At 61.8% G+C, this 20,992-nt stretch carries 24 protein-coding genes; 16 read left to right on the plus strand and 8 right to left on the minus strand.

The window, feature by feature from the left end; genetic code table 11:
• Positions 1-391 precede the first annotated feature (391 nt).
• On the minus strand, positions 392-1,063 hold the full coding sequence (locus AWB80_RS40020) for a TetR/AcrR family transcriptional regulator (RefSeq protein ID WP_061180173.1): 672 nt from the start codon (positions 1,061-1,063) through the stop codon (positions 392-394).
• 290 nt (positions 1,064-1,353) lie between these two features.
• Between AWB80_RS40020 and mhpA the strand changes: the two genes are divergently transcribed.
• From mhpA to AWB80_RS40055, 7 genes are all read left to right on the plus strand, one after another.
• Positions 1,354-2,964, plus strand: a complete 1,611-nt coding sequence (gene mhpA, locus AWB80_RS40025; protein WP_061180148.1) for a bifunctional 3-(3-hydroxy-phenyl)propionate/3-hydroxycinnamic acid hydroxylase MhpA — start codon at positions 1,354-1,356, stop codon at positions 2,962-2,964.
• Between the two features lie 14 nt (positions 2,965-2,978).
• The gene (locus tag AWB80_RS40030) at positions 2,979-4,037 is read left to right on the plus strand and encodes a maleylacetate reductase (RefSeq protein ID WP_061180149.1); all 1,059 of its coding nucleotides are present in this window, start codon (positions 2,979-2,981) and stop codon (positions 4,035-4,037) included.
• Between the two features lie 39 nt (positions 4,038-4,076).
• Positions 4,077-4,922 (plus strand): dioxygenase family protein, encoded by an 846-nt coding sequence (locus AWB80_RS40035; protein WP_061180150.1) that lies wholly within the window; start codon positions 4,077-4,079, stop codon positions 4,920-4,922.
• A gap of 72 nt (positions 4,923-4,994) precedes the next feature.
• A complete protein-coding gene (locus AWB80_RS40040; RefSeq protein WP_061180151.1) occupies positions 4,995-6,257 on the plus strand; it encodes an MFS transporter in 1,263 nt (420 codons plus the stop codon).
• A 14-nt stretch (positions 6,258-6,271) separates the two neighbouring features.
• Positions 6,272-7,384, plus strand: coding sequence for a porin (locus AWB80_RS40045; protein WP_061180152.1), 1,113 nt, complete (start codon positions 6,272-6,274; stop codon positions 7,382-7,384).
• 191 nt (positions 7,385-7,575) lie between these two features.
• Positions 7,576-7,890 (plus strand): Dabb family protein, encoded by a 315-nt coding sequence (locus AWB80_RS40050; protein WP_061180153.1) that lies wholly within the window; start codon positions 7,576-7,578, stop codon positions 7,888-7,890.
• Positions 7,891-8,768: 878 nt separating this feature from the next.
• Positions 8,769-9,872 (plus strand): IS5 family transposase, encoded by a 1,104-nt coding sequence (locus tag AWB80_RS40055; protein ID WP_061180154.1) that lies wholly within the window; start codon positions 8,769-8,771, stop codon positions 9,870-9,872.
• A 212-nt stretch (positions 9,873-10,084) separates the two neighbouring features.
• On the opposite strand, the gene AWB80_RS40060 is transcribed toward AWB80_RS40055, so the two are convergent.
• Both AWB80_RS40060 and AWB80_RS40065 read right to left on the minus strand, forming a co-directional pair.
• Entirely contained in the window at positions 10,085-10,354 is a 270-nt protein-coding gene (locus AWB80_RS40060; protein ID WP_061180155.1) for a DUF1488 family protein, read from the minus strand.
• A 72-nt stretch (positions 10,355-10,426) separates the two neighbouring features.
• Positions 10,427-11,626 carry a tyrosine-type recombinase/integrase gene (locus AWB80_RS40065; protein WP_061180156.1) on the minus strand — a complete coding sequence of 400 codons (1,200 nt, stop codon included), beginning with the start codon at positions 11,624-11,626 and terminating at the stop codon, positions 10,427-10,429.
• A gap of 172 nt (positions 11,627-11,798) precedes the next feature.
• Here AWB80_RS40065 and AWB80_RS40070 point away from each other — a divergent pair, with 172 nt between their 5' ends.
• The 3 genes from AWB80_RS40070 (at position 11,799) to AWB80_RS40080 (ending at position 13,526) form a co-directional block, all read left to right on the plus strand.
• Positions 11,799-12,815 carry a DNA-binding protein gene (locus AWB80_RS40070; RefSeq protein ID WP_061180157.1) on the plus strand — a complete coding sequence of 339 codons (1,017 nt, stop codon included), beginning with the start codon at positions 11,799-11,801 and terminating at the stop codon, positions 12,813-12,815.
• Positions 12,816-12,900: 85 nt separating this feature from the next.
• Positions 12,901-13,176, plus strand: a complete 276-nt coding sequence (locus AWB80_RS40075; RefSeq protein WP_061180158.1) for a hypothetical protein — start codon at positions 12,901-12,903, stop codon at positions 13,174-13,176.
• Positions 13,177-13,247: 71 nt separating this feature from the next.
• Positions 13,248-13,526, plus strand: a complete 279-nt coding sequence (locus AWB80_RS40080) for an HU family DNA-binding protein (protein ID WP_061180159.1) — start codon at positions 13,248-13,250, stop codon at positions 13,524-13,526.
• 29 nt (positions 13,527-13,555) lie between these two features.
• Here the strand turns inward: AWB80_RS40080 and AWB80_RS40085 are convergent, their stop codons facing one another.
• The gene (locus AWB80_RS40085; protein ID WP_232477954.1) at positions 13,556-13,732 is read right to left on the minus strand and encodes a hypothetical protein; all 177 of its coding nucleotides are present in this window, start codon (positions 13,730-13,732) and stop codon (positions 13,556-13,558) included.
• 126 nt (positions 13,733-13,858) lie between these two features.
• On the opposite strand from AWB80_RS40085, the gene AWB80_RS40090 reads away from it, so the two are divergent.
• From AWB80_RS40090 to AWB80_RS40100, 3 genes are all read left to right on the plus strand, one after another.
• The gene (locus tag AWB80_RS40090; protein WP_061180160.1) at positions 13,859-14,299 is read left to right on the plus strand and encodes an SET domain-containing protein; all 441 of its coding nucleotides are present in this window, start codon (positions 13,859-13,861) and stop codon (positions 14,297-14,299) included.
• A gap of 111 nt (positions 14,300-14,410) precedes the next feature.
• A complete protein-coding gene (locus tag AWB80_RS40095; RefSeq protein ID WP_061180161.1) occupies positions 14,411-15,619 on the plus strand; it encodes a hypothetical protein in 1,209 nt (402 codons plus the stop codon).
• A 174-nt stretch (positions 15,620-15,793) separates the two neighbouring features.
• On the plus strand, positions 15,794-16,093 hold the full coding sequence (locus AWB80_RS40100; protein WP_087131996.1) for a hypothetical protein: 300 nt from the start codon (positions 15,794-15,796) through the stop codon (positions 16,091-16,093).
• Positions 16,094-16,241: 148 nt separating this feature from the next.
• Here the strand turns inward: AWB80_RS40100 and AWB80_RS40105 are convergent, their stop codons facing one another.
• Together AWB80_RS40105 and AWB80_RS40110 are read right to left on the minus strand one after the other, a co-directional pair.
• Positions 16,242-17,621 carry a hypothetical protein gene (locus tag AWB80_RS40105; RefSeq protein WP_087131998.1) on the minus strand — a complete coding sequence of 460 codons (1,380 nt, stop codon included), beginning with the start codon at positions 17,619-17,621 and terminating at the stop codon, positions 16,242-16,244.
• 135 nt (positions 17,622-17,756) lie between these two features.
• A complete protein-coding gene (locus tag AWB80_RS40110) occupies positions 17,757-18,164 on the minus strand; it encodes a hypothetical protein (RefSeq protein ID WP_061180162.1) in 408 nt (135 codons plus the stop codon).
• Between the two features lie 342 nt (positions 18,165-18,506).
• Between AWB80_RS40110 and AWB80_RS40115 the strand changes: the two genes are divergently transcribed.
• The 3 genes from AWB80_RS40115 (at position 18,507) to AWB80_RS40125 (ending at position 20,107) form a co-directional block, all read left to right on the plus strand.
• The gene (locus AWB80_RS40115) at positions 18,507-19,397 is read left to right on the plus strand and encodes a hypothetical protein (protein ID WP_244207023.1); all 891 of its coding nucleotides are present in this window, start codon (positions 18,507-18,509) and stop codon (positions 19,395-19,397) included.
• Positions 19,394-19,723, plus strand: coding sequence for a LacI family DNA-binding transcriptional regulator (locus tag AWB80_RS40120; RefSeq protein WP_087131999.1), 330 nt, complete (start codon positions 19,394-19,396; stop codon positions 19,721-19,723). Before AWB80_RS40115 ends, AWB80_RS40120 begins: the two co-directional genes overlap by 4 nt.
• Before the next feature lie 84 nt (positions 19,724-19,807).
• Entirely contained in the window at positions 19,808-20,107 is a 300-nt protein-coding gene (locus tag AWB80_RS40125; protein ID WP_061180164.1) for a DUF4148 domain-containing protein, read from the plus strand.
• Positions 20,108-20,265: 158 nt separating this feature from the next.
• Here AWB80_RS40125 and AWB80_RS40130 read toward each other — a convergent pair whose 3' ends face one another.
• Complete coding sequence (locus tag AWB80_RS40130; protein WP_061180165.1) at positions 20,266-20,565, minus strand: type II toxin-antitoxin system RelE/ParE family toxin; 300 nt, start codon at positions 20,563-20,565, stop codon at positions 20,266-20,268.
• On the minus strand, positions 20,562-20,819 hold the full coding sequence (locus AWB80_RS40135; RefSeq protein ID WP_061180175.1) for a type II toxin-antitoxin system ParD family antitoxin: 258 nt from the start codon (positions 20,817-20,819) through the stop codon (positions 20,562-20,564). The genes AWB80_RS40130 and AWB80_RS40135 overlap by 4 nt, the downstream gene beginning before the upstream one ends.
• Positions 20,820-20,992 lie beyond the last annotated feature (173 nt).

Genomic DNA, 20,992 nt, shown 5'->3' on the forward strand with positions numbered 1-20,992 from the left:
GTCCGAGAAAGACGCTCGGATACGAAACGCCAGCCGAACGGTTCCAGCAAACTATTGCATCGACCGGTTGAATCCGCGGGTGCTCCAGTCCGCAAAGCGCTGATTCGGACCGCTGTGAGGAGGGGCGTCTGACCGAGGCGGTCGGGTCCGGAAGTTAGGGAGTAGGTCGCCGGGGATGCGGGGCGCTCGAACTGCGATTTCAGCAACCGGGCCAAGAACGGACCTCGGATGCGATTAAAGCCGAGACGTTGGGACGACGGCTGCACATTCACGAGCGGCCGTTGGAAGGCGCTTATGGGAGGGATTGCAAGGAGCGGCGGCAAGGGGTCAAGTCCGATCCAGCGGGCGAACGTCGTGCGGCAGTCGGCCCGACGTGGCAGACACCATTAGCTCACTTCGACCTTGCAGCGGTCATCGAACGCTGCTTCGCCGCAGCCGGGCGTGGACGACCGGCGATCGCCGTCGCCACGTCGATACCCGCCCCGGTCAGGCAAAGCAGTTGCTCAACGATGTCATCCTTGTGCGCCAATGCGAGTTGCCCTGTCGTGATCGCAAGGCTCACGCCGACGATCGCGTGCGATGTCAGTCGCCATACGAGTTCGGGTTCACGCGTGGGAAAGCGCCCAGCGCTCATGGCGTTACGTAGATCCCGTATCGCGAACGGACCCATGCGCCGGAAGAGCGCATCGGCGATCACCTCCGAGCGGTACATCATCTGCTTCCAGCTGAGATCGGTCGTCGCGGTTTCCAGCACGGTGCGAATCCCGAATGCATAGACTTCCGCCGGATCCCCGACATCGACCGTGGCCTCTTCGATCTGCAGCGCGAGCTCATGCATCATCTCTTCGAGCACGGCAATCGCGAGCTCGTCCTTCGACTTGAAGTAGTTGTAGACCGTCCCTGCGCCTACATCCGCGAGTTCCGCGATTTCCAGCATCGTCGCGGCGTCGATTCCTTTTTCCGTCATTACCGCGCATGCGGCCTTGACCAGCGCCTCGCGATTTCTGCGCTGCCGGCGCGCCACGCGTCCTCCCGGTTCGTCCTGCTGGTTCGGTGAATTCATAAAGCCCCGCTTTCGTTCATTGTTGACGAGCATTCTACTCCGATGCAATACGCGTCCGCGCACTTGCCGCTTCGTTGCAGCGGATTCTCGTGAAAGCCCTCACCAGATCGCTGTCACTTTCGAACGCTCATTCGAATTGACTGTTGGCCGTAGATGAGTGTTTACCATAAATGACGAACATTCAATTGCGATCTACATTCTGTTTCAAGCGATGCCCGAATCCGACGCCACGTGCGGTGCCGAACGGCCGGGCCGCATCGACATGTTCCGAAACAGGAAAGGAGACAGACATGAGCACCACGTTCTCGCCCGATCACGATTCCTTCGACGCCGACGTCGCCATCGTCGGCGGCGGGCCCGTCGGCACGTTGCTGGCCGTTCTGCTCGGCCGCCAGGGCAGGCGCGTCACGCTGATCGAACGCTGGTCCGAATCCTACGGGCGGCCGCGCGCGGTCACCTTCGATCACGAGGTCGCGCGCATTCTCGCGACGCTCGGCATCGATTCCGAGCGCGATCCGGCGATCACCTGGCACGACGAGCTGTACTACTGGAAGAACGCGAACGGCGAGAACCTGCAGATCGTCGACTGGCAAAGTCAGTCGGCCTCGGGCTGGCGCGTGCGCTACTGGTTCAATCAGCCGGACCTCGAAGCGCGGCTCACGCGCATCGTCGATACGCTGCCCACCGTGACGCAACTGCGCGGATTTCAGGCGAGCGCGCTGCATCAGGACGAGGACGGTGTCGAACTCACGATCAGACAAACGCCTCAGGAAGCGGGCCCGGACGGCGAGACGCGGGTCGTGCGCGCGCGTTATCTGGTCGGTGCGGACGGCGCGAACAGTTTCGTGCGCGACGCGCTCGGCATCGAGAGCGAGGACAAGGGCTATTTCTTCGACTGGCTGATTCTCGACATGATCCCGAACGGCGCTTATGACGCCCAGCCGTCGCAATGGCAGCTTTGCGATCCGCGGCGTCCGACCACGATCGTGCCGGGCGGCCCGGGCCGGCGTCGCTGGGAATTCATGGTGCTGCCCGGCGAATCGATCGAAGAGATGCAGACGCCGGAGCGCGCGTGGACGCTACTCGAGCCGTGGGGCATGACGCCGCAGAACGCGCAGCTCGAGCGCAGCGCCGTGTACCGCTTTCAGGCGCGCTGGGCGAACGTCTGGAACAAGGGCCGTTGCGCGATCGCGGGCGACGCCGCGCACCTGATGCCGCCCTTCGCGGGCGAAGGCATGTGCGCCGGCCTGCGCGACGCGCTCGCGCTCGGCTGGCGCCTCGATGCGATTCTCGATGGAAAGATGGACGCCGCCGTGCTCGACAGCTACACGAGCGAGCGTCTCGCGCATGTGCGGCATTACATCGAATTCAGTCAGGAGTTGGGCAAGATCATCTGCATCGACGACGCGCAGGAAGCCGCCGCGCGCGATGCGGCCATGAAGGCCGATCTCGCCGCCCGCGGCAACAAGCCCGTGCCCACGGACATCTGCCATCTCGGGCCGGGCGCGTGGTGCCCGGAGTCGTCGCATGCGGGCGAGCTTTCGGTGCAGGGCGTGGTCGAGGCGAATGGCCGGCGCGATCGATTCGATCAGGCGGTCGGGCACGGCTGGATCGTGATCGGCTTCGAGGCCGATCCGGCGCAGGCGCTCACCGGCGCGCAACGCGAGCAACTCGCGCTGCTGGGCGGACGGACGGTCACGATCGGCGCGCCGGGCGCCGCATGCGATGCCATCGACGTCGACGGCACCTACGCGCGATGGCTCGCCGATATCGATGCAAAGTACGTGTTGCTGCGGCCCGACTTCTACGTCGCGGCCACGGCGAACGGCGTTGCATCGTTGCGGGAACGCTTCGACGAAGTGATGTCGAAGCTCCATCTCCAGATGCTGGAAACGGCCTGAGCCGGGAGTCGCCGATGATCGAAAAATTCGCCTACGACATCAATCCGGGCCGCGTGCTGTTCGGGCCGGGAACGCTCGGCGCCGTCGCCGACGAGATAGAACGCGTCGGCGCGAAGCGCGCCTTGATCCTGTCCACGCCGTTTCAGCGCGCGGATGCGCTGAGACTCGCCGAGCAGATCGGGCCGCTCGCGGCGGGCGTGTTCAGCAATGCGGCCATGCACACGCCGGTCGACGTCACGGAGCAGGCGCTGACGGCGTTCGAGGCGTCGCGCGCCGATTGCGTGGTCGCGCTGGGCGGCGGCTCGACGATCGGGCTGGGCAAGGCCATCGCGTGGCGCAACGACGCGCCACAGGTCGTCATCGCCACGACCTACGCGGGGTCCGAAGTCACGTCGATCCTCGGGCAAACCGAGAATGGCATCAAGACGACGATCCGGCACGCGAAGATCCTGCCCGAAGTCGTGATCTACGATCCCGAACTGACGCTCGACCTGCCTGTCGCGATGAGCGTCACGAGCGGGCTCAACGCGATGGCCCACGCGGTGGAAGCCGTCTATGCGCGCGACCGCAATCCCGTGTCGTCGCTGATGGCCGTGGAAGGCGTGCGTGCCCTGCGCGATGCGCTGCGTGTCATCGTCGCCCGGCCGCGCGAACTCGACGCGCGCAGCAACGCGCTCTACGGTTCGTGGCTGTGCGGCTCGGTGCTCGGCACCGTGGGCATGGCGTTGCATCACAAGCTGTGTCACACGCTGGGCGGCAGCTTCGACCTGCCGCATGCGGAAACACACGCGATCGTGCTGCCGCATTCGGCGGCTTATAACGCCAGCGCGGCCGCGGACGCACTGCAGCCGCTCGCCGATCTGTTCGGCGGCTCGATCGGCAGCGGCCTCCATGACTTCTGCCGTTCGCTCGGCGCGCCGCTCGCGCTCAAAGACCTCGGCCTCGAAGAAGCGCAACTGGATCGCGCCGCCGATCTGGCGGTGCAAAACCCGTACTGGAATCCGCGCCCGATCGAGCGCGAAGCCATTCGCGCGTTGCTACAACGCGCGTGGGAAGGCACGCGGCCGGAATAACGCCGCGGCCATTTCCATCGATATAAAAGGAGTACACGCATGTCCCGATTCTTCGCCGAAGAGAATTCCGTCGACGCGGTCAATGCCCGCATCGGACCCGACGCCGATGCGCGCCTGAGCGCGGTCATGACCTCGCTCGTCAAACACCTTCACGCGTTCATCAAGGACGTTCATCTCACGCAGGACGAGTGGTCGGCCGCGATCGACTTTCTGACGCGCACGGGCCAGATCTGCAGCGCCGAGCGGCAGGAGTTCATCCTGCTGAGCGACACGCTAGGCGTGTCGATGCTCGTCGATGCGATCAATCATCGGCGGCCCGCGCAGGCGACCGAGAACACCGTGCTCGGCCCGTTTCATGTCGCGGGCGCACCGGCGCGCGACATGGGCGCGCGCATTTCGTTCGACGGCAAAGGCGAGCCGTGTCTGTTCGAAGGCCGTGTCGTCGATGCACATGGCCGTGCGGTGGAAGGCGCGCGCATCGACGTGTGGTCGGATAACGCCGAAGGCTTCTACGACGTGCAGCAGCCCGATATCCAGCCGAAGTGGAACAACCGCGGCGTCTTCACGACCGGCAAAGACGGCGCATACCGCTTCGTCGGCATCAAGCCCGTGTCCTATCCGATTCCGCACGACGGCCCTGTCGGCAAGATGCTCGCCGCGCTCGGGCGGCATCCGTATCGTCCCGCGCATATGCATTTCATCGTGACGGCAAACGGATTCCAGGCGGTGGTGACGCATACCTTCGTCGGTGACGATCCCTACATCGGCTCGGATGCGGTCTTCGGCGTCAAGGAGACGCTGGTCGCGCCGTTCCAACGAACGGACTGTGGCGAGACGCTCTGGCGTTCGCCGTTCGACTTCGTGATGACGCCGCTCGAAGGCTGACGTAAATTCCGCAAGGCGGAGAGAAGTTGACCAATCAATAAGGTGTGCGAATCAATTAATGGAGACGAAACCATGAAGAACCTGAACGATGTCTGGGACAAGACCTACGAATGGAAGGCGGTGGCGCTGCTGTCGATGGGCTTCGGCCTGGTCGGCATAGACCGGTTCATGATCATGCCGCTCTTCCCGATCATGATGCACGAGCGTCATTTCGATTATCAGGACCTGGGCTATATCGCCGGCGCGCTCGCGGTCGCGTGGGGCATTTCGTCGATCTTCATGGGCAACCTGTCCGATCGCATCGGGCATCGCAAGGTGATCATTCCCGCGATGCTGGTGTTCTCGCTGCTGTGCGGCGCAAGCGGCTTCGCCGCGAGTCTCGGCTCGCTGATTCTGATCCGCGTGCTGATGGGCCTCGCGGAAGGCGCATACACGCCGGTCAGCATCATCGCGACGATCGATGCGTCGAAGCCATCGCGACATGGTTTCAACGTCGGACTACAGCAGACCATGATGCCGCTGCTCGGCCTCGGTCTCGCGCCGATTCTCGTCACGCAACTGCTGAAGGTCGTGTCGTGGCACTGGATCTTCGCGCTCGCGTCGATACCGGGCTTCATCGTCGCGTTCCTGCTGTACCGCTGCCTGCGTGACAGCGACGCGAAGGCGGCCGCGAAGCATACCGATACCCACGACGCATCGCGCCACAAGTGGTCCGACGTTTTCCGCTACCGGAACATTCCGCTCAATATCGTCGGCATGTTCTGCTGGGTCACCAATCTCGTGATTCTGCCAGCCTTTCTGCCGAGCTATCTGATGGAAGCGCTGCATCTGAGCATCGAGCAGATGGGCTTCGTGTTGTCGGCGATCGGCTTCGGCGGCGCATCGGGCGCGCTCCTGATGCCCTCGGTCTCCGACAGGCTCGGACGCAAGCCGGTGATGATCATCGCCGTGCTCGGTGCCATCGCGTTCCTTGCGTTGCTGACGCAATGCGATGCGAGTCCGGCAAAGCTGTTCGCATATCTCTTCATGACGCTCTTCTTCGTCTTCGCGCTGATCACGCTGACGGTCGGCCCGATCAGCGCCGAATCCGTGCCGGCCACGCTGATGACGACCGCTTCGGGGCTCGTGATCGGTGTCGGCGAGGTGTTCGGCGGCGGCATCGCGCCGGCCATCGCCGGATATGTCGCCAAGCATTTCGGCATCGAACACACGATGCATCTCGGGCTGGGCGCGTTGCTCATCGGCTTTCTCGTGGCGGTGTCCCTCAAGGAGACGGCGCCCGGCCGCCTGCGCGGTCTTGCGTCCGCCAGCCTGCCATCCAATATCGTCAAATGACGGGAACGCGAAGAATGAACAAGACTGGCATATCGATGTGCGTGGGCCTCGCTGCGCTGTACTTTCCCGCAGCGGCTTTCGCGCAAGGGAGCGTGACGTTCTCGGGGATGATCGATGCGGGCGTCACCTACGTGAACAATCAGCACGGCAGCGCGAACACGTTTTTCGACAGCGGCATCTACGCGCCGAATCTGCTGACTTTCAAGGGGATGGAAGACCTCGGCGGCGGCAACAAGGCGCTGTTCGAACTGACGTCGCAGTTCGATCTCGGCAACGGCTCGACGATCCCCGGCGCGGGGCAGATTTTCAACCGCACGGCGCTCGTCGGTGTGTCGAACGACCGGTTCGGCGCGCTCACCTTCGGCAATCAATACGACTTCATGTTCGAGTCGCTCACGCTCGGCTTGTTCGATGGCGCATTTCTCGCGGGCGGCATCTACGATTTCCGACAGGGGCCGTTCGCCGCGCTCGCCGTGCCGGACAATCCGACCGGCGCTTTCGATTTCGACCGGATGGGCGGCGCGACGCGCGTGCCGAATTCCGTCAAGTACCAGAGCCCCGCGTGGTATGGCATTCGATTCGGCGCGCTGTACGGCTTCGGCGGCACGCCGGGCGACTTCTCCGCGAATTCGACGATGAGCTTCGGCCTCAACTACGAGCGCGGTCCGCTCGGGCTCGGCGCCGCCTATGTCGACGTGAAGTATCCGCAACTCGGCAACGGTCACGACGGCATCCGCAATTTCGGCTTCGGCGCGCACTACCGGCTCGGCAGCGTGCTCGCGGTGCTGCTCTACACGAACACGATGAACACGGCGACCGGCGCGCAGATCGATGTCTACAAGACCGGCGTGCAATGGGATATCGGCGGCGCGTGGTCGACGGGGCTCGACTATGCGTTCATGCACGGCAACGAGACGCTGGATCACAATCGCGCGCATCAGATCAGCGGGGCGCTTCAATATCATCTGTCGAAGCGCACGTTCGTCTATGCCCAGGCGATCTATCAGCGCGCGAGCGGCGATAACGCGGTGACGCAGGCGTGGATCACCGCGCTGCTTCAGCCCGATGCGGCAGCGAGCAATCGCTCGCAGACGCTCGCGCGCGTCGGTGTATCGACGCGGTTCTAGCCATCGCGCTTGCGGTTCGTGCCCGGGAACCCTCGCCTACCGCGCCCGGCGGCCGTACGGCTGCCCGGCATCCTGATCGACTTGTTAGTCAATCCGGCAGTATTTTGCGCGAGTTCCAACGTTGGATGAATCCGTCGTGTCTGCCATTTCTTCGGGGGCACGTCGCTGTCCCGGCCAATCAAGGAGCAACCTTGCTAAAGCACATAGTTATGTGGAACGTTCGCGGGGAGTCGCCGAGGCAAAAAGCTGAGGCGGCGAACCTCGTCAAGCTTGCGTTCGAAGGCCTGAACGGGAAGATTCCCGGCATGCGCACGCTAGAGATTGGAATCGATGTCAGCGGCATCGACTACGCTTGCGATGTCGTACTCTATTCCGAGTTCGATAATCCCGAGTCACTTCAGGCTTACGCCACGCATCCTGAGCATTTGCGCGTACGGGAGAAACTCGCGGGGGTACGCACAACCCGGCATCAAGTGGATTACATTGTTGCGTCCGAGGTTGCGTAGCGACGCGATATGCGGCGCTGAATCCGCAGAAAGCATGGACGAGCATGGGTAACGTCCGTCTTCGTAAAGATGCCTGTTTATGCCGCAGTTTGTTTTGCAGCATTCTCCAATGACCCGCGCGCCGCGGTCGCAGTATCCACGCCTCGACCTTTAAGCGTGGCAACTTTGCTGGTGCGGGCCGCCAATCGCGACCGAGTGAAATCCCATCTGTGCCGGCGTTTGGCTACATCGACGTGTGAGGATATGTTGCTGGTTCCTGGCCCAATGCTTCGGCATATCTAAGGCCGCTCTCTGCAACTCAGGCTCATAGCGGCAGGTGGCATCCGTGAGACTTACCGCGCGCGACGGGAAGACAATTCGAGCCTAAACCATCCTCGCCCACGCGCCGAACCAGCTTGCGCACGAGCGCATCGTCTCTCGCGACCACCCGCCGATCTCCGCCGCCCCCGTCCAGATCGCGCGTCGTGGTCACGCGTCTGCCTTCCATCGTGTTCAGCGCCCGGAACACCTCAAGGTTGCGCTCTAGCCCCCGCACGGTCGGATAGGTCGTCCACCAAGCCTCATCGTAGATGACAGAAATCCGCTGGAAGCCGCCATTGCACTCGCAACCGGGCGAGCGTCGTCAAAGGGTCGAAAGTGTGAATTGGCGGCGACGCCGGTGCGCCGACAGTGGTTGGACAGGCGAAGTTTCTACATCTCGCGGTCAGCGATCCGGTCGGCATCTTCGTCGAGGAACGCGCACGACGCGCGCATCGACGCACGCTCCGCGAGATGCAACTAATCGTCTAGCAGGCTGTTGAAATACCCTCTGCGCGGGTCATCCGGGTTGGAGGGGCAAACGTTGATTGAAGGAATCGAACAACACTGAGACCGAAGCGATGCGCGGAGCGGACGGCTATACCGAATCGATGTTCACGATGTCCAGGCTGGACGATTTTGTGCCAGCTAATCACCCGCTGCGACCGATTCGACTGTGGTTGAACGATGCGCTCGCTCGCATGGACGCGGTCTTCTCGCGGATGTATGAGAGCGAGCTCAAGGGCGGTCGTCCGAGCATCGCGCCAGAGAAACTGATTCGCGCATTGCTGTTGCAGGTGCTGTATTCGATACGAAGCGAGCGCATGTTAATGGAGCAAATCTCCTACAACATGCTGTTTCGCTGGTTCGTCGGACTCGCGATGGACGATGCGGTTTGGGACCACTCCACTTTCAGTAAGAACCGCGACCGACTGGTGGTTCACGATGTCATTGTTAGTCTGTTTAACGAGACAGTAGAGACCGCACGCGTGCGCGGTCATCTGTCGGGAGAGCATTTCAGTGTCGATGGCACGCTCATTCAGGCTTGGGCTGGGCACAAGAGCTTCGTGCTCAAGACGAAGTCGGACGACTCGCCGCCCGACGGCGGCGCCGGTTCTCAAGAGAACTGGCATGGCCAAAAGCGTAGCAACGACACACATGAATCCAGTACCGACGCTCAGGCGCGTTTGTTTCGCAAGAGTCGTGGCACGGGCGCGATGCTTTGCTACATGGGTCACGTGCTGACCGATAATCGGCATGGCCTGGTCGTGAACGCACAGGTCACGCAGGCCAACGGCACGGCCGAGCGAGACACGGCGGCGCAGATGCTTGCAGACGCCGCGCGAGTCGCCGGTACGTCCATTACCGTCGGCGCAGATAAGAACTACGACACGTCGGGCTTCGTGGCCACGTGCCGCGCGAATAATGTGACGCCGCACGTGGCACAAAACGTCGGCCGCGCAGGCGGCTCCGCCATCGATGCTCGAACCACACGATGGCCCGGCTACGCTATCAGTCAGCGCAAACGCAAATGCATTGAGCAGGTGTTTGGTTGGAGCAAGACAGTCGGGAGGATTCGGCAGGCGATGTATCGAGGTCTGAAGCGCGTCGACCAACTCTTTCTGCTGACTCAGGCAGCCTACAACCTGACGCGCATGCGAACGCTGGCCGCCCGGGCGGCATGAGCGCGAAAGCAAGGAAGAACGCAACACCAGCAGCCTGTAAATCAACGGAGTTCGGCGTCAGATTATTTGCGCTTATACGTCGCGTCGGCTCTTTCGAATGAGCGGGCGCGCGTTCAAGAAGGGATATTTCAACAGCCTGCTAGGTCTCCGTGCGACTTCGAACCGCGGACCGCGGGCACCGTAAGGATGTCTGCAAGATGTCGAGCAGGACGTCAACCATTCGAAAAATCACCCTCAGTCAGGCGGACCTGACTCGTTGGCTGGGCCCGCAGCTTTCGACGCGCGACCGCTTCGATCCGAGCGAACCCGTCCCTGAACACGCTCACCAGTCGGCTATCGTCCGCGTCGGGCGGGAGCCAGAAAAAGACTTCCAGGCACCCGCGCGTCACGACGCACGTCACGCTTTCTCCGCGCCAATCGATCGCGAAGCTGAGGGCCTGTTTGTCTGTTGAGATGTGGGGTTCGGGCACGGGGACTTTCATGAGCAGAGTTACGGGTGACGGACAGAATCGGCGGTGCGTTCACCGCGACGCGTTAGGGGATCTAGCGAAGTTTCACCAGTCTACCCGGTGCTTTTCTTCGGTTTCCTGATGCCGCCGATCGTCGTCGACGTGCAAGTAAATGCTGGTCGTCGTTAGCGAGGCATGTCCGAGGTTGTCGCGCACCATGCGCAGGTCAATCTTTTGGTCGGCCATGTGCGAGCCGGCGCTGTGCCTGAGCCAATGCGCGGACGCTTTCTCGAGCAGATCAGCCCGCGCGCTTGCCGTGTGATCGCGCTCACGCAGGCGCGACGCAGCGCCCGCAAAGACGTCCTTCACGATGGCGTGCAGCGCCGCGCGCGTGAGCGGCGCGCACGTCTCGGTGCGTTCGTTTGACGCCGAGGCGCCGATCGGCAACACGAGCGGTGTGTCTTCATTGGGCGATGGCAGGGCGCTCAAGCCGAGGTGCTGCCGATAGCGGGACAGTTCCATCATCATCTCGCGCGTGGCCGGGACGAGCCGTTGCTTGTCGCCTTTGCCGTGCACGGTGAGCCACCAGCGCAGCGCGCCGTCCGCATCGTGTCGCACGAAGAACTGGCCCATCGTGGTGGCGCCGACTTCCGCAATGCGCATCCCGCCGAGATAGAGCAGGGTGAACAACCATCGGACGCGGTAGGCGTGGGCTTTTTCCCGGTCTGTTTGCTTGGGCATCGTCGCAATGAAATCCTTGACCTCCTGCCACACGCTCGGCTCCAGATAACGGGTGATGCGTGGCGCCGCGTGGCGCGTGCGTTGGCGTGAGAGCGACAGCGGATTGCCGGCCAGGTAGCCGGCCTGCACCAGCCACGAAAACATCACGTTCAGGATGACAGTTGCCTGGCGTTGGCTCGAGGGCGACAACGGACCGTAGAACGGCCGCCAGCGCGCGTCGCTGCGCGGGTGCTTGCGCCCACCGCCGGCCACCCCGCCAGTGATCCACAGCGCGGCAGGCTGCGGGTCACCGAGAAACTGCTGATAGCGCAAGCAGTCTTCATGGGTCAGAGAGGAGAGGGGTTTGCCCAGCTCGACGACCGACCAGAGTAGGAGCCGTTCGGCTTCTTTGCGGTAATTCTCGAAGGTGGTTTTCGTGTCGACGAAGCGTGACAGCCAAGCGCGGATCGCGTCGAGATCGTGATCGGCGGCAATCTGGGCGCGCCCGGTGACTGCCCGATTCAGGCCCGCGGACCCATCGAGCTCGGCGGGAATGACGAGCGTCTCGAGCGGTGTCGGCTGCAATGCGTACGGTGGGGTCGGCGCAGCGGGCTTTAAAGTCACGGTCGTTCTAGCGGGGGCTCAGCATAAAGTTCTCAACATTATAAGCATAATGTCAAATATCTCGCTCGTTGATGTTGGGTTTAATCCGAAATACGTTGTATTATGAGCATATTCTTTGTTCCCTTTGCGGTCTATGTCCGACGTTCTCTCCAACGAAACCCGCCTGGCGGCGGACATCGAGCGCCTCAAGGTCGAATTCCCCAAGACACGCGAACTCTATCGCGAGGTGTGCGCGCTGCTGTTCTTCCGCTTTGGCGTCGCGCCGACCGCCAATCGCCTCTACAACCTGGTCCGACGCGGCACCATGAGCACGCCGGCTTCCGTGTTGAGCGAGTTCTGGGCGGAGCTGCGAGAGAAAAGCCGGGTGCGTATCGAGCATCCGGACTTGCCGAAGGATCTGAGCGAAGCAGCGGGCGAGCTAATCGGCGTTTTGTGGGCGCGGGCGGCAGCGTCGGCGCAGGCCGAACTGACGTCGCTACGCGATGACGTCGAAGCGCAGCGTGCCGAGGCCGAGCAGAAAGTCGTCGCCGCACGGGAAGAACTGGGTCGGACGGAAACCGCGCTGGAGCAGCGCACGGCGGCATTGCTCACGGCGCAGGTCGAGATTCGCGAGCTGGAGCGGCAGCAGGCGCAAGAGGCCGCGACGCGTAAAGCGCTCGATGCGCAGATCAAGCGTCTCGGCGAAGAGGCGCTCGCGCGTGAGCGCGAACTGGAAAAAGTGCGCGACACGTTCTCGCGTGATCTGGAGAAGCTTCGCGAGACCGCCAGCCGTGCCGAGGAACGCTTACGCGCATCGGAAAAGCGGGCGCTGCTGGAAATCGATCGGGAACGCAGCGCCACAGCCAAGGCTCAGAAAGAACTGGCCGAGGCGGCCAAGCGGGCGGAAAAGCGAGAGGCCGAGCATCGTCGCACCGTCGAAGCGCTGCAGGCGCAACAAGGCGACGCTCGCCATCAAACCGGGGTGCTTCAGGGCAAGCTCGCCGCGCTCGAATCGGCACAGAAGTCACTTCAAGAACAACTGAAGTCGCTGCGCACAACGACGCGGCCGTCCACGCGACGTGTGCCCACCGCCGAAACCAGTCCACCAGCCAGGCGAGCCGCCCGAAAGGCAGCGGCAGTCAAAACGGCGAGAGCGAAAGGTCGTCCCTAGATAATGACCGGATGGCGCCGGCGAGGGGTGTAGTCCACCGACCGTTGGCGCGCCAGTCGGGCCCTCGGCCAAAAGGAGCGGACAGATGAGAAGATCAGCAGAGAACAAATTGAGGGTCGTGGCGGTGCGCATCGACCCCGTCATCGAACAGCGCTTGCGGGTGCTGGCAGAGGCAACGGGGCGCAAGCAGTCGTTCTTTCTGCAACGCATGATCGAGGAAGGCATCGATGCCATGGAAGAAATCTGGCTGTCGCCGGACACGCTGGCCAAGGTCCGAAGCGGTGACTTGCCGGAACTGCTCAGCGCACACAGCACTACCTCGGATCTGTTTGACCTCGAGACGACCAACGCAGCCTCGTAGCGGCGACGGTCGCCTGTTTTCATAGCCGATCACGAAGATCAGGTTTGTTTTTCAATAGAGAGGACGATTCAATGAACAAGCAGGAACTGATTGACGCAGTTGCGTCGGAGTCGGGCACAAGCAAGACGGTGGCTGAAGACGCGATCAATGCGGTCTTGAACACCATCTCGAAGGAAGTGGCGGCGGGAAACGCCGTTCAACTCGTCGGGTTTGGCACCTTCGGGAGTGGCGAGCGGGCCGCGCGGACCGGTCGGAATCCGCAGACCGGTGAGACAATTGAAATCGCGGCGGCCAAAACGGTGAAGTTCACGGCCGGTAAGGCGTTCAAGGACGCCGTCAACCAGGCGTGAGCAAGGGCGGCTTCAACTATGCCGCCGACCTAAAAGAGTTGGTCGTCCAGCGGCCGAAGATTATTTAGTTTGACCGCCGTGAGACGTTCGGTGCCGTCTGCGTGGATCGATCGGATCATGATGCGTTGGCCACGCGCTTCGCCCAGCACCTCGACAATGCGATCCTCGTAGCGCACTAGCGTGCCGCGAGGCGGTTTGCGTTTCATGCGGCTGCGACCGGTCGAAGAAGGCATAGGGCGTCAAAGCTCGTGCGTCGATCGCATTATGCCAATTCGCAGCGGCGATACCACATCGTTTAGCCGGTTACGGCACAAACAGAGAGGGAAAAGGTTATGCGCCGCATCGTGGTACGTTCTTCGCCGGTCCACGGACGCGGTGTATTTGCGCTCACCCAGATCGGAGCTGGTGAGACAATCCTGGAATACAAGGGCAAGCGCCTGTCTTGGGCACAAGCGCAGCGCCAGTATGCGCGTTTGGCCGCCGAGGACGGCCACACGTTTTACTTCGACCTCGACGACGGGCGCGTGATCGACGGCGCGCAGGGCGGCAACTCGGCGCGCTGGGTCAATCACAGTTGCGCGCCGAACTGCGACACCGAGCAAGATGGCAGCCGGGTTTTCTTCCACGCGCTACGCGACATCAAGCCGGGCGAAGAGTTGTTTATCGACTATCGACTTTTTGTGGAAGGGCGAAAAACTGCTGCGCTCAAAACCTTGTATGCATGCCGCTGCGGTTCCCACGCCTGTCGAGGGACGATGCTGGCCGGGTCCTGAACCGCCGACCGCATGGTGTCCACGCACCACCGACTATCGCACCCCGACTACGGACCTGCTTGCGACCGCGACGACTTCGACGCACTGAAATGCTGCCGGAACGTGACTGTCATGCCCTCATCAAAATGGACCTTCGCTTCACGCTTCCGACGCAACGCATTTGGATGGCGATCCTCGCTGCCCATCCAACGCCTGAAGGAAGCGGTATCTGAGATTCGTTCGGCCGCCCGCGCCGATGGTGCGCTTGGTGCGGAAGGGGCCGTTCTTCTTCTTGAAAGACTATCGCCCGCACTTGAGCAAGTCGACAGTTCTTCGGGCGCACTGGGCAGCGCGGTCAATCGTGCTATCGAGGCGCTCGTCCCAATCATCGCAGCCGCCGACGTTGAGCCCGCAGCACGGGAGCGCTGGCTGGAAAGGCTTTTCAAGGCGTTGCAGGACGATCAGATGCCCTACATCGAGAGCCTCGGCGAACATTGGGGAAGCTTGTGCGTCACGCCCGAGTTGGCATCTCAATGGGCGGATCGGCTGTTGCCGCTCGTCACGCATGTGCTGCAGGCTGAAGGGTTCAACTACTTCGTCGGTGTGGTGCCGTGCTTGAGTGCGCTTTACGCAGCCGGCCGCTTCGAGGAAATCATTGAGCTTGTGCACCGCGATCGCCTAAGTTCCTGGTGGTATCGGCGTTGGGCCGTCGACGCGCTGGTCTGCCTCGGACGTCCGGGCGAAGCACTTCGCCTTGCTGAAGCGAGCCGAGGGCTGAATGCGCCCGAATCCGCAATCGCGCGCACCTGCGAGACGATCCTCCTCGAGTCCGGCATGACCGAGGAAGCGTACGAGCGCTATGCGTTTGCCGCCAATCGTGCAGGCACGTACCTCGCAACTTTCCGCGCGATCACCAAGAAATATCCGGGGAAAGCCCCGGCAACGATCTTGTCGGACCTGGTTCGAAGCGAGCCTGGGTCCGAAGGCAAATGGTTTGCCGCCGCCAAAGACGCCGGGCTGTTCGATCAGGCCATTGCGCTGTCCAGACAGAGCCCGACCGATCCTAAGACGCTCATACGCGCCGCGCGAGATTTCGAGACGAAGCAGTCCCGATTCGCGATGGACTGTGCGCTGTGCGCATTGCAATGGATGGAGGCCGGCTACGGCTATGAGGTGTCGATGAGTGACGTCAACGATGCCTATGATGCCCTCATCGCCGCGGCAAGTGCGAATCAGGTCTCGAAAGCAGCGGTGGACGATTGCGTGCGACGCCTGATTCGCGATGCGGACTCGCTGGTTGGGCGAGCGTTGCACACGCGCATGGGGGCCGACCGGCGCTAGACAAGAAGAGAATAAGTTTCTGCTGACGTAGCGCGTCGGCGCCGCTTGCGCCTATGCGTGAGCCCGGCAAGGATCTACCCTCCAGCGACACGGTCCGACACGCCCCCGCATGCTTCCTTGACTTTTCGTGAGCCTCGATACGCTGGTCTCAATGGATCAGGAGATGCACAGCGTATGAAGTCAATCGTAGCAAGCCGAAATCATCAGGTCCCCGCCGCTTCACCAAAGCGGACCTCCCTGGACGCGGATCGTGAACTCGCTCATATACAAAAAGTGGTGACCGCAGCACGTGCAACATCCGTTCCGTTGCCGATAAGCGTTCGGTATTGGAAAGTGCGCCTGCATGAGCTTCGCATTGGCTACATGTTGCTTCCCGTCCAACTTGCCCGACTGTCCGCGCTTGAGCTTGACGTCAAGAACATCTCACAAGGACAGGTGGACGTCGGCATGAGCGACGAACGCCGAGTGGCGTAGAAAGTCGGCAGCAAGCGGTCTGCGACAGACGCGATCTTCATGCGTCGACCCAAACAAGTTGGCATTTGCTCACGAAGGCACGAAGCCCCGCGCGCAGCGCGAATTCGATCGCTCTGGAGCCCTGTGCTCACAGGTCGTGACGTCGCCGCTAGAGCAGAACGGCCTGGCGCAATAACTCCAATGCCTTCAATTCATCCAGGCGACCGGTGCGGGCCTTGCCGGCAAGCGTCTTCAGGAGCGCCTCTGCGATAGGTGCAATCCCGTCCAGGCCGTCCAAGGTGGTCCCTAAAGTGGAGGAGGGTGCCGTGTCTGTAGGCGGTGATATTGCCACCGCAGGCTGCGACAGCACCGGTGCAGAAAAAGCTGCTGGCGTGTGGCTTTCGATGCGTTGCACGGGACCGTCGCGGCGCGTTGCGACTGCACTGCTGAGGTTCTCGTGGTGAGGGCTCGCAACGTGGTCGCCGTCGCCTGCCGCATCGGCTGGCAATGGCTCAATGGGCGCGTTGCTCGGGGCGCTAGGCAGCGCTCGTTCTATCTCGCTGGTCGGCGCCGCCGCGACTTTTGTGTCCTCAGACGCCGCCACAGCGGTGGGCGCCGGTGCTTGGCCAGGCGTGCGCACGCGTGATGTGGGCGCGAGCAGCTGCGCAACTGACTCGGGAATGTCGGCTTCAGCGCGGGGTGTGTCTAGCCACCCCGCAGGCAGACCCAGCCCCGCTGTGAAGCGCTCGGCTTCAGCGTCATCCATGCGCTTTTTACCGTGGAGTCGGTGCGCCATATTCGATCCGCTCAGACCCAAGACTGCGCCGAGCTTGACCTTCGAACCGTTGCGTGTGGTGAGGACGTGAAGGTTGGCCTGCCTGATGCGCTCTACGGTCACACCGCCGTTTGGACGCGCCTGTTTCCGCCCGGCCGCTTGATGCGATTGGTGCGGTGGGGGCGAATCTCCTGCTCTTGCAGCCCGACCGCTTGCCTGCGCAGACGCCTTTTTGGCACGGGTCTTGGTCGCACCCGACGCTTCTTTCGAACTTTTAGACGGCATGGTCGTATCCTTGGACAAACCGCTGACAAGCAGCGATGGCTCCTGCGCACTTGGAAGAAGGGGTGCGTGCTCGATGCCACCTCCATCGACGGTCTCGTCCGCATGGGCGAACTCGAGCGGCGCTTTTAGGCGCGCAATCGTCTCCGGCGAAAGGACCGGATGAAGTTGGTCGAAAAAGCCGGAAGGTAGCCCGAGCGTCGTTTCCATGTGGAAGGCGGTTTCGGGCGTAAATCGCTCTCCGCGCATCAGTTCTGCGATCCGGCTCATGCTGGAGTCGAGTCCCAATGCGATATTTTCCGCGCCGACCGCCTCGACGAGGAACTTCAACGAACGAGTCTTAATAATCGACGCCGGCGTCGCTCCGCCATTGGTCTCTCTTGAAGGAGGTTGGCCCGGCGCTGGGCGCTTCTGATTCGTCAGGTGATGAGGTGGGCGCCGACTGTTTGACTTGCCCCGATATCCCGCATTCGGTCCGCGGGTTTGACTCATAGGAGAACTCCGGTGCAATGCTTGAAATTTCCGCGGTCCATTATATCGGCCGTCGTTCGATCTGAGCGACTATCGCCACGCACGCGCAGTGTGTGGTGCTGGCGGGCGCTTTCGCGCGGCGTGGACCGATCGCGATTAGTGGCGCGCCGCGGTGGACATGAGCGGCGAGGCGCGCCCGCTAGCGGCGAACCGTTTGAGCCTGTCCCGTGCAGCAACATGCACATAACTTGGCGCGCTCGCTAGTTGACGGTCCGCCTGCTGCAACAACGCTTCGAACAACGGCAGATCTGCCGCCTCAAGGTTCCATCGTCGCTCTACCTCGGCGCGTTCCAAGCCGCGCTCGAGAGCCGCTTCAGCGCGTGCATAAATAATTACATCTGTGTTGCCATAACCCGCATCTTGCACAAAGAACGTTCCGTAGACGAGTTGGATAAGCTCGTTGAAAAGATAGGCCGATCCAGCGCCGGCCCGACAGGCGGCGAACGTCAAGTGATTCGATAACGCGACGGTCTGCGCCGCCGACGGAGGCAGGGGCAGCAGCATCTCTTTGCTGAGCGGTTTGCGAGACAACGACCGAGCAGCTTGCGAGGAAGGGCGACGAGATGACATCGGGAAAGAAGGAACTGGAGATGCCTGGAAAACGGATGCCGCAAAATCATAACAGGCTGGAAGGGTGCGTTATTGTGGCGCGTGCCTCGTTGGCGCACGGACAGCCCGACCATTTGTGCGTCGGCGAACTTGGGGGTATCTGAATAATGCGCCGCTCTTCTTTTGGCAGTCGATAATCAGCGCAGCGTTTCGTCGAACGATCCATGGCAGCTTCTTCGACGCGGCGAAATCGATTAGTCTGTATCGTCATCACGGACCTTCTTGAGCGCAATGACGATGCAGCAACTCGACATATTTGCCGACAGCCGGGACGTAGCGCTGCGCAATGATGTGGTGGAGCAGTTGCAGCTTCGCGACGCCGCCGCGGCACGAACGGCACTCACAGTGCTCGCCGGCGAATACCCGAGCGACAGTGCCCTGCCTTCCATGACGGTGCTTGTCCAGCAACTTGAGAACGCATCAACGCTCGCCGTGACCGACCACGCTGAGTTGGCCGTGATCTGCCGTCACTTTGAGAATGAGGTGGCGCACGCTGCCCGACAAGTTTTGCCCGAGCGGTACGCCCAGTTTTGGACGACACAATGTTGGCGTGAACTCGCTCAGCGCGCCGCAGCGATGAGGTACCGTGCCGGTGACCCGGACAGTCACGCCGCACCTCTGTGGCTTCGGGCAAGTGACTGGGCCGCTGCAAGCGATGCTATCGAATCGATTGAGTCCTGGTGGCGCATTCCATCGCCGCTCGCGTGGATGACCGAGGCGCGCTATCGTTTCGCTGGAGTCGATGCCGCGTGGCCGCTAATTGCGGAGTTGGCGTGGTTGGCGCCGGCCCGGTTCACCGCGCTCATCGTCACCCTGCAGGACGCTTCGCTCAACGTGCTGCGTCGACGCTTTGATGCAGATTTCCAAGGCACAGGCGAAATCGAAGATTACGCGTGGTTTCCAGCGTGGCTGCTGATCATCAAACCGGCAGTCGCAGGCAGGCTCGGCGAGGCGCGCGTACAGCGCGATCTGCCGGCATCGCGTGCGACTGCCATACTCGGAGAGATTCTGCGTCGGGAACGTGAAGGCGAACAGCACGAACTGATTGCCCTGCGTCAAGAGATCCGCCGCCTGCATTCGGGCCTTTTTGACATATACATGGCAACGCGGAACGTGCAGCACCGATGAGGCCACGCCGCGTACGTTGCCGTGCCTCGGACCGCCGCGTCCCGAACGAAAACCGAATCACTGACTCGGAAATCTTCGCTGCAGACTTTCGGCTGCGCGTGGACGGCGATGCAGACTCTGGCGTTTGCACTTTCTGCATAGGCATTGGTTCACCGACCGCGCAGGGCGTCGCGCGCCGCGCGAAGGTCTCCGTGGGTTTTGTATCGCGCGTCCTCAATGGACGCGACAACGTCGCACTGAAGATCCGCAAGGCCGTGACCCATCGAGTAGCTCGACCTAGGGTTATCCCGAATACAACAAGAATTTGTTGTTCAAACGCTCATTAATATTAAGCGGATGCTTACCTATACTAAAGTCATTGAAGCGCAAACAGGGCTGTTTGCGAAAAACAAGACTCGGAGGTAAGTGTCATGAAACTCGCAACTATCGTCATCGCCGCTGCACTCGCTATCCCGGCAGTTTCTTCTTTCGCTCAAAGCCAACCGCTGACCCGCGCGCAAGTAAAGGCAGAGCTGGTTCAACTTGAACGCGCTGGATATAACCCGAGCATGGATCGCGTGACGTATCCGGCCGAGATTCAAGCAGCCGAAGCGAAGGTCGCAGCGCAGAAGGGGCAAACGAGCTACGGCGGCGTGGCTGACACTGCGTCGGCTTCGGGCGGCCCAGCTCACACCGGCAATAGCATCGCTCCTGTCTATTTCGGTCACTAATCGACCGGCAGAGCAAGAGGCTCTTGCTCAATACAAGAGGACTGGCCGCTGTGGTGGTACTGCAGACGGCTAGTTTCCCTAATCGCACCTCCGCCACCGGCGTAGCCGATGGCTTGCCCAGCACTTAACTCGTCCTGGGCCTTTTTTCGTAGGTGTGTTCAGGGAAAAAGGATAGCGGCGATGTCTCTGGCGCTATGCAAGACGTGAATTACGTCGATACGCTCGGGTCGCCCAGTAACGCGATAGAAAATCTGGTAGCTGCCGTGCACACGATGTCGCACGCCGCGATCTTCGTATCGAGGCACGAGCGGGTAGGCGAGGGGCATATCTGCAAGGCTCATGCACTTGTCACGCATCTCAAGAACGAAGCTCAAGGCGCGGCGAGGATTGTCGCGGGCGATGTAGTCGCCGATGGCCTCGAGCTCGGATTCTGCGGCCGGTAAGATGCGTACAATCATGCCTTGCTGTCGATCATCGCCTGATACTTAGCCTCAAGCCGGTCGAACACTTCTTGGGCGGGTTTTCCTCGGCCAGCATCTGAATCGACGGTGCCGCGCTCGATCACGGCATCTAAAGCAGCAAGCTGTGTCTCGCGATCCTGAATCAATCGCACGCCTTCGCGCAACACTTCGCTCTTTGAGCCGTACCGTCCCGTTTCGATCAGCTTCGTGATGTATCCCTCAAGCTGTTGTCCAAGGTCTGCACTGATCATGGTTCTGCTCTCCAGGCAAGTCATCCCACAGTATAACTCTTATTAACTATTATCAAGCCTGGTCAGCACGGTCTGCGGCGAAGGACAGCTGGCAGACATCGGGGCAGGAGGCTCGGCAACGGCGGCGACAAGCTGCTGTCCGCCGGACCAGATCCGCGATCACGGGCGGCCTT

The organism is Caballeronia pedi, from assembly GCF_001544915.2.
In the GTDB taxonomy this organism is placed as follows: Bacteria; Pseudomonadota; Gammaproteobacteria; order Burkholderiales; family Burkholderiaceae; genus Caballeronia; species Caballeronia pedi.